Here is a 233-nt window from a genome sequence, read left to right on the forward strand (position 1 = left end):
GAAGTCGTAACAAGGTAACCGTAGGGGAACCTGCGGTTGGATCACCTCCTTACCTTAAAGAACCTGCCTTTGTAGTGTCCACACAGATTGTCTGATGAATGATGAACTTCTGAATGTACTTTTGAGTGCATTAAGAAGTTTTGCTCTTTAAAAATCTGGATCAAGCTGAAAATTGAAACGACACACAGCTCATGTGTGTTCGAGTCTCTCAAATTTTCGCAATCAGAAGTGAA

Annotated in this window: 1 rRNA gene; it reads left to right on the plus strand. The window is 40.8% G+C overall.

The window, feature by feature from the left end:
* A 16S ribosomal RNA gene (locus ACNQ0W_RS25795) occupies nucleotides 1-52 on the plus strand; the annotation flags it as partial.
* Between the last annotated feature and the right edge of the window lie 181 nt (nucleotides 53-233).

This window comes from Enterobacter cloacae complex sp. 6730903, assembly GCF_048283985.1.
Classification (GTDB): domain Bacteria; phylum Pseudomonadota; class Gammaproteobacteria; order Enterobacterales; family Enterobacteriaceae; genus Enterobacter; species Enterobacter hormaechei_C.